Here is a 7,282-nt window from a genome sequence, read left to right as displayed (position 1 = left end):
CGAACTCTTTCATCATTTCACCCTGCCCACCTTTATAGACATATCGGTCAGAAGTGAGGGGCTATCACACGCAATTCAGGGGTAATCATCCTTTACCTGATGCGTACAGATTACTGATATTTTGGATTCTTAGTAGGCGACTTTAGTTATGCCTTTGTTGTTTTTTGTACACTCTATGACAAAGTGTAACTTGCCGGTCTCTGCGTTATTTTTTACTGATAAGTTAATTCCAGCGCTGCCGTTGTATTTACGGTTCCCGGATTCACGGTGGGTAAGGGCTGGAAACACAACCGTCTATTGCTAGAAAAAACGAACCCCACCAAAATGAAAGTGGGGTTCGTCAATAGTATGAAAGGGATCTATTTGGTAGCTTGAAGTCGCAGCCAACAACGCGGCGACTTCAAGTAAGAAGGGTCTCTTAGAAGTTGTATTTAATCCCTATCATCGCGGCAGTATCGCTGTAGCCTTTATCACCAACCTGCTGGCCAACATTGCCCCAGACATTCAGTCTCTTGTTGATCTGACCTTCCACGCCCACTTTCAGCTCACCAATATTGCCCGCCCCGGCTTGTTTCACCGTACTGCCGTCCATCGTGGTACCAAAATCCTGGGTATTGTGGATCCAGTTCGCTTCAACAAATGGCTGGAAAACGCGATCCTTGCCTTTATCCTGGTCGCTGTAACCGTTCATAAAGGCTTTCACCCCCAGACGGGTCTGGATATTGCCATCGCCTTCACCAGAAACATGGGTGCCGTTGACCTCTTTATGGTCATCGGCTTTCACGCCCATCCAGGTCACCTGCGCTTTGGGCTGGATAAAGTAGGTGGCGTTTTTCGCTGCATTTTCACCGATTTTAAAGGTATAGCCGCTTTCTACTGACGCCGTTACCCCTTTGGATTTGTACTTTTCAGTCGCCAAATCCTGACCGTCAACCGTGTTATTGAACCAGCTGTATTGCGCCCAGCTATCCACATACAAACCCGACTTGTCGGCTTCATTGGCATACCAGGTGCCGTACATCCCAAGGCTATAACCTTCCACTGACCCACGGGAACTGTAACCCGAGATATTGGATCCAGTTCTGTTTTTGCTGTTGCCGTAGCCCGCCATCACACCCAGATGGAAACGGTCCATGTCGTTATTGCTCCACTGAGCAATGTCGCCACCCAGTTGCAGCACATAGCGGTTAGCCTGGGTGCTCAACTGGCCATTGGTGTCACGGGAGCGATTATGCCCGCCCTCGTTACGCAGCCACATGCTGGTGACTTTCTTCTCACCGGTCAGCGCATCGATATACTGGGTTTCACCCAGACGATCGTGCAAACTCGTCACGAACATGTTGTTCGCTGCCGCCAGGTTGGCGCTGTAACTCCCGGCTTCAGGACGTTCAACCATCGTTACGGGTGCTTCTGGCTCCTGACTTGTAGGTGGGGCTGGATCTGGCGTTACCTCTGGCTCTGGGGTTATCTCCGGATCTGGGGTTATCTCTGGATCTGGCGTTACTTCTGGATCTGGTGTTGGTGTCACTGGTGGCACCGCACTGGTCAGATACCAGTTTTTGGCAAGGGTATCCGCGCCACGCGCCAGATAGTAATCATAAGCACCCGCCGCAATACGACCATTTTGTACAAATTCACCGTCAGAGAGGCCATTAACCTGCACCAGTTCAATACCGTTCAGGGTCGCTGCACCGCTGCCACCGGCATTGCTCACACTCACCAATGTGCTGCCCGAGGTATTACCGTTTACCACCAGCTTATCGGTGGCTGAGGTATCGTCATTCAGCACCGTGTTGAAATTCAGCAAACCGTCATTGCCGGTATAATTACCCGACACGGTCAAAACAGCCCCTGGCGCCCCGTTAAAACTCACCACCCCGGCGTTATTCAGGCTGGCGAGGGTCTGGCTATAACCGGCCAGATCCAACTGGCCCGCAGTTCCCACCGCGTAGTCAGAGTTGGCACTGAACGCATTGGCTGCTCCCGCCTGCAAAGTGCCTGCGCTGATGGTGGTCGCGCCGGTATAGCTGTTTGCCGCTAACAAGCGTGTGATTCCACCGGTGAGATGATTAACCGCCATCTTTCCGGCCATCAGCGGTGAGAAATCGATATCATCGGTGTGGTTAAAGTTGACCGTTGCAGAACCTGCCCCGCCGGTGATGCTGGCGGTATCGAGGGTACCGGCCAGATTGCCATCGCCGATATTCAAGGTACCACTGCCAGCTGTATTCGAAGCAAGCGTCACGGCGCTGGCAGACACCTGCGCCTGATCGGCAAGGGTCAGTGTGCCATTACCAACGTTGCCCACAATGAGGTTGCTGCTGTTATTCCACTGCGAGCCGTCACCGGATATCTCGACAACGCCCGTCGACCCGGAAGCGTAGCCGATATAGCTCATTGTATTGTTAACCACGCCGCCCTCGCTAATGGTGAGCGTGCCATTGCCGAAGTCGCCAACGAGGGAGGTGTCGCTGCTATTCCACTGAGATCCGGCACCAGACACGGCGACGACACCCGTCGAACCGGTGTTCCTGCCGATATAGCTCTTTGCATTGCTAACAACACCGCCCTCGCTGATCGTGAGCGTGCCTGTACCGGAGTTGCCGACAGAGAGGTAACCGGAGTTATTCCACTGCGACCCGGCATCTGTCACTTCTGCAACGCCCGTCGACCCGGCAACGTTGCCGATATAGCCCTCTAAATTGCTAACAACACCACCTTCGCTAATGGTGAGTGCACCCTTACCGGAATTGCCAACAAAGAGGTAACCGGAGTTATTCCACTGCGACCCGGCATCGGTCACTTCCGCAACCCCCGTCGACCCGGTTAAGTTGCCAATATAGGCCATCGTATTGCTGACAATGCCACCCTCGCTAATTGTAAGTGTGCCACTCGTGGAATGGCCTACAGAGAGGGTGCCGCTGATATTCCAGGGTGAACTTTGTGTGACGGTCTGGCCGCCATCAATCGAAGCCGCATAGATAGTGGGGGTTAATAGCAGGCTCACTGAGCCAACTATTAGGGATACGGAATGTATTTTCATATAAGATTTCACTTGGTGTTAAATTAGAAAAAATTCAGTCATTATTGCATTAAATATATTTATTTAAGTCACAATGGTGATACCAATAATTAACAACATTGCACAATAATTACCCATGTATTATACGGAAAGTCATTATTTAACATTTACTTTGGGTGCGGAAATTATCAGCTACGTTTATTATAAAGGGTCAAAAGATAGATGGACATGATCTGGCAACAGTTATCCGAACATTTTTCAAACAGTTGTCCGTAGCAATAACTTCCTCGTCTGAAGGATATACGCAATTCAGGGGTAATCCTCCTTTACCTGATATGTCCAGCTTACTGATATTCTGGCTTCTTAGTAGGGGACTTTAGTTATGCCCTTGTTATTTTTTGTACACTCTATAACAAAGTGTAATTTGCCAGTCTCTGCACTATTTTTACTGATAAGTCAATTCCAGCGTCGCCGTTGTATTTGCTGTCCCCGGTTTCACGGTGGGTAAAGTCTGGAAATAACGCGCCTTAAAGGCGAAGGTTTCCATTCCCCCTGCGGAGGTTTTTAATTCCAGGTTTTCACCAATCTTTATCGGCGTGTTGTTATAGAGGATCTGGGCTCCCACCCCTTTGGCGACATCAGCATTACCCGCCCCGGTGAGAGCCAATACGCTCGTATCGCTCGTATCGGTATTCTGTATACCCGACATTGAGGCGTTAATGCGGGTCCCGGCATCACAACTCAGCCCCAGGTTGAAGTCCCTGGCGGCTAACGTGCTGCCCACGCCGGTAAATTCCGTGGCCAATATATTCCCGAGTGACACGTTGATAGTGCTGTTCTGTAATGAGCAGGCAATCGGTATGATTGTGGAGCTACCCATGTTGAAGTCGACATAAAATTGCGGACTTCCCGCTATAGAATACTTCGCCACATTCCCCGGGGTAATACTCCCCCCGCCAACGCCCGTTGCGCTGGTTTTGACCACCTGCGCGATCATCCCTGGCGCTGCAAGCGTAGGATACTGTTGCCCAGCAAAAGCGACCGTAGTGGGGAGAACCCTGCCGCCACCGGTGGTGATTTTCAACCCCACCCCATTGAGATTGGTTTGATAAACCCCACTGACGCTTGAGAGCGTAGTAAAGCGTGTCAATTCCAGGTTGGCTGTCCAGTCCGTCGAACAACCCAGTAATGTCCCGCCGCCAGCAATAGCCCCCGTGGTTGCTGTGGCCAGGACCGTGCCGATGGGGGAGTCTCGTTGTACAATCACACTGCCCACGTTAAAGGTGCCGGTTTGTGCGGAACCTGCATCCCCAAATTTACATTCGGCATGTACCCATCCCGAAAACATCAATGCTGCCAGCAGCCCTGCCGGCCTCCCTATCAAAAGCAGTTTCATGATTCTCATCCTTACTTAACCCTCTGGACGTCGGCAACCTGAATGACACTGCGGGGCACAGTCATCCCGATGAGCCAGACTTTCACGTCATTACTGTCTGTGCAACTGAGCCCCAACTCGGGCAAGATTTTCCGTTGCAGCGCAGTGTGTTGGTGGTCGCAGTATTCTTGTTGTGGCTATAGAGGAACCGCAGTTGATGCGTACCCATTATTAGTGTAGCCGAGACAAAAAGATTGGGTTTTTTGTTGGTAGCCGGACGCGATCCAGGTTGGGCTGGTCACGAATGATCTGCCGTCAGGATGCTGAGTCTGATTAAATAACAGGCTTAATATACAATAATTCCCGATCGCCAAGCTGACCCCTATAGATCCCCCCCTGTGCTCTGCCGGTAGACTGGTAAGTTGCGTAGTTGTTTGCCTCCTTCCCCTTCTGGGTGCGCAGGCGTGCCAATTGAGAGTGGTGTGGGAATCGGTGGTAAAGCATGGAGCATGCAGTATTCATGAATTGTCGGATCGCGTTTAGAAAACTCTGGGTGTCATTGATTGTTGCCATCTCAGTTAGCCCATTGGTGGCGTGTAGCCGAGATATCTGCCATGACAATATCTACCCAGACGCGCATACCAAAGAGAACTCTAGCGACTCTGAGCGAAGGAGTTGCTCTAAGCCGCGTATTATCAGCCCCGGGTCGAGTGGCTATGTCGTCAAGCAAGATCGTATGTACTTTCGAACATCGGAATCGTCGAGCTACGGTGCCTGCGTGGGTGGAATTGGCTCGTACAGCTCCGCAGGCCGTAGCATGTGCCCCTTGGGAACTACCAGCGTTACGGTAACGACCAATCATTTCTTTCCGCTCGAATTGTCGCCTCGAGCCGACGAGTCTCGAATTCTGAATGAAGATTATGCTGCCACAAGCGATGCCGTCTACTACAGGCAGTTTGTGATTCGCGGCGCCCGCCCATTGCCGCACAACGTTGTTCTGCGTGTGCTGCCGTTGCCAGCAGGAAAGACAGAGGGAGGATCTTCAGCCAGGCGGTCTGACTATGCCGTTTACGGAGAGCAGGTCTTCTATAATGGTGAAAACGTTGAAGGGGCCGATGCGGACAGCTTTCAGGCTCTTTTTTTGGAAGATCCGGGAGAAAATAGCTTCGATTATTACTTTACCGAGCTGGCTCGCGACAAGTCACGATTGTACTGGGAAGGTCGAATGCTGGATGATTCTAAACCTGCGGCAATCGAAGTGGTCGACTCAAAGTACATCAAAGAGGGAAACCACCTGTGGTACGTAGGCGGTGGTGACATCGGCTTGGTATTGAATGAGCTGCCAGAGAGCCTCGGAGGTGGGTTCTATAGATCTCGCTATACTTCTCCATCCGGGGAGTCTTACTCCCGCATACAGCGAAGCGATGAGCTAAGCGATGGTCGCCATAAACTTGTCTCCTTGCCGCTTCGGATGACGGAAGGCGATGAATTCAGGGTTCTGCCTGCCGGCTGCCCCGTCCGCGATGGGTTCATGGCTGGTCATCCGGGGTTGTATTGCGGACCCTTTGAGTACCGGCCCGCAACCGAGTTTGGACGCACAAAGAGCAGGGTTTTCCTTGCCGACAAGCCTGTGCCCGTAGCAGATGTGGATAGCTTTCAAATCATATCGGTAGATCATTACGACTACGGGGGATTTGCGTACGCACAAGCCATTGATGGACACAGCATGTATCTCTTCAGGGACGGCGGGAGCAACTCCGTTGCGATTCAGGGGCAAGTGTTGGGACCCATTCCAAGCCCCTACGGCAACTTTCTTCTTCTGGCGGATGCAGCAAACATCTACGATCTTACTGGGTGGCATTTTGCGCTGGGTTCTGATGACTTGTGCCGTTATGAAGACTCTTCTTCAACGCGCGGCTTGAAACTTTTAGAAAGAGCGGAGGGGCGCGACGGTCATCCCTACATTGTCCTTGGGAACAAGGAGTATCAATATGTCTTCTATGCAAATCCAGGAGGCAAGGAAAACCCAGGCCATGCGATCGATCTGCGGACGGGTCAGCGTTTGCGCCTGGCTGCCAGACCTCCAGAGGAACCCTGTGGTCCGCTGTAGCACTCAGTTGGCGGTGCTGAAGGTGCTGAAGCGTAGTGACAAGGGTTTCATCGGGAGTTCAATGTGGTCGCGCGGTATCTCGTGCCGCTCCAGTCTCCGGGAGCGATGATTGATGAACTGAATCAAGAGAAGAAACGCGGCTGGGATGACATACTTTATCTCTATGGGTTGCGCAGATATGTTGGTGTTTGATGAACAGGAACGCGGCCCCAGTGAACAGTTGCGCTACCAGTTTGAGACCATTTCGCTGATGCCGCAGCACGAGCAGGATGTAATACGCGAGTTGCTCAATGCGATGATCATCAAGAATCAGGTCGCGGGCGCGATGGCCGGACTGGCACCGGCTGCGGCTAAAGAAGAGAGTTAATACTAACGCGGGGTTGAAGTGCTCGAACACCTCAACCCCGCTAACCACAAGCAACTAAGCAGGAGTTGATCATGACTGAACGCGATTCTACGTCAGAACCCGCCACATCCCAAGCCCGCCGTTACACCGTCGGTTACCGCCCCAACGGCGGCAGACCCAACCCCAGCCCACAACTGACCATCAAGGGTAAGTGGCTGGAGCAGTTGGGATTTACCACTGGCCAACCGGTGAACATTACGGCTGAGAATGGCTGTCTGGTTATCAGGACTGAGGTCGGCTACTGAGGCTAAAATAAATATCCTCCGGCATAGCCGGAGGTTTTTCATATGCGCCTATAAGGCTCTCTTGCCAGCCGCGCCCTAACAGGCGCATCGCGATCTGACATTTGCATCTATGGATTACTTACGG

The 7,282-nt window shown here is 52.0% G+C and carries 5 protein-coding genes; 3 read left to right on the top strand and 2 right to left on the bottom strand.

The genetic code is table 11. From position 1 onward, the window contains the following. Positions 1 to 418: 418 nt before the first annotated feature. Both DRI82_RS23485 and DRI82_RS23480 read right to left on the bottom strand, forming a co-directional pair. Positions 419 to 3,043 carry an autotransporter outer membrane beta-barrel domain-containing protein gene (locus DRI82_RS23485; protein ID WP_114196302.1) on the bottom strand — a complete coding sequence of 875 codons (2,625 nt, stop codon included), beginning with the start codon at positions 3,041 to 3,043 and terminating at the stop codon, positions 419 to 421. A gap of 424 nt (positions 3,044 to 3,467) precedes the next feature. Next, positions 3,468 to 4,418 (bottom strand): fimbrial protein, encoded by a 951-nt coding sequence (locus DRI82_RS23480; protein ID WP_157968139.1) that lies wholly within the window; start codon positions 4,416 to 4,418, stop codon positions 3,468 to 3,470. Between the two features lie 805 nt (positions 4,419 to 5,223). Between DRI82_RS23480 and DRI82_RS23470 the strand changes: the two genes are divergently transcribed. From DRI82_RS23470 to DRI82_RS23460, 3 genes are all read left to right on the top strand, one after another. Beyond that, on the top strand, positions 5,224 to 6,507 hold the full coding sequence (locus DRI82_RS23470) for a DKNYY domain-containing protein (protein ID WP_157968138.1): 1,284 nt from the start codon (positions 5,224 to 5,226) through the stop codon (positions 6,505 to 6,507). A gap of 145 nt (positions 6,508 to 6,652) precedes the next feature. Next, the gene (locus DRI82_RS23465) at positions 6,653 to 6,874 is read left to right on the top strand and encodes a hypothetical protein (RefSeq protein ID WP_211317711.1); all 222 of its coding nucleotides are present in this window, start codon (positions 6,653 to 6,655) and stop codon (positions 6,872 to 6,874) included. A gap of 71 nt (positions 6,875 to 6,945) precedes the next feature. After that, complete coding sequence (locus DRI82_RS23460) at positions 6,946 to 7,158, top strand: SymE family type I addiction module toxin (protein WP_114196298.1); 213 nt, start codon at positions 6,946 to 6,948, stop codon at positions 7,156 to 7,158. The last annotated feature ends 124 nt before the right edge of the window (positions 7,159 to 7,282 follow it).

This window comes from Edaphovirga cremea (assembly GCF_003332275.1).
Lineage (GTDB): Bacteria > Pseudomonadota > Gammaproteobacteria > Enterobacterales > Enterobacteriaceae > Edaphovirga > Edaphovirga cremea.
This window is presented reverse-complemented; position numbering and strand designations above follow the sequence as displayed.

Bases quoted from the DNA above. Each gene is read 5' to 3' on its own strand.
- DRI82_RS23465 (WP_211317711.1), top strand. From the start codon at position 6,653: ATGACATACTTTATCTCTATGGGTTGCGCAGATATGTTGGTGTTTGAT.
- DRI82_RS23485 (WP_114196302.1), bottom strand. From the start codon at position 3,043: ATGAAAATACATTCCGTATCCCTAATAGTTGGCTCAGTGAGCCTGCTA.
- DRI82_RS23460 (WP_114196298.1), top strand. From the start codon at position 6,946: ATGACTGAACGCGATTCTACGTCAGAACCCGCCACATCCCAAGCCCGC.
- DRI82_RS23480 (WP_157968139.1), bottom strand. From the start codon at position 4,418: ATGAAACTGCTTTTGATAGGGAGGCCGGCAGGGCTGCTGGCAGCATTG.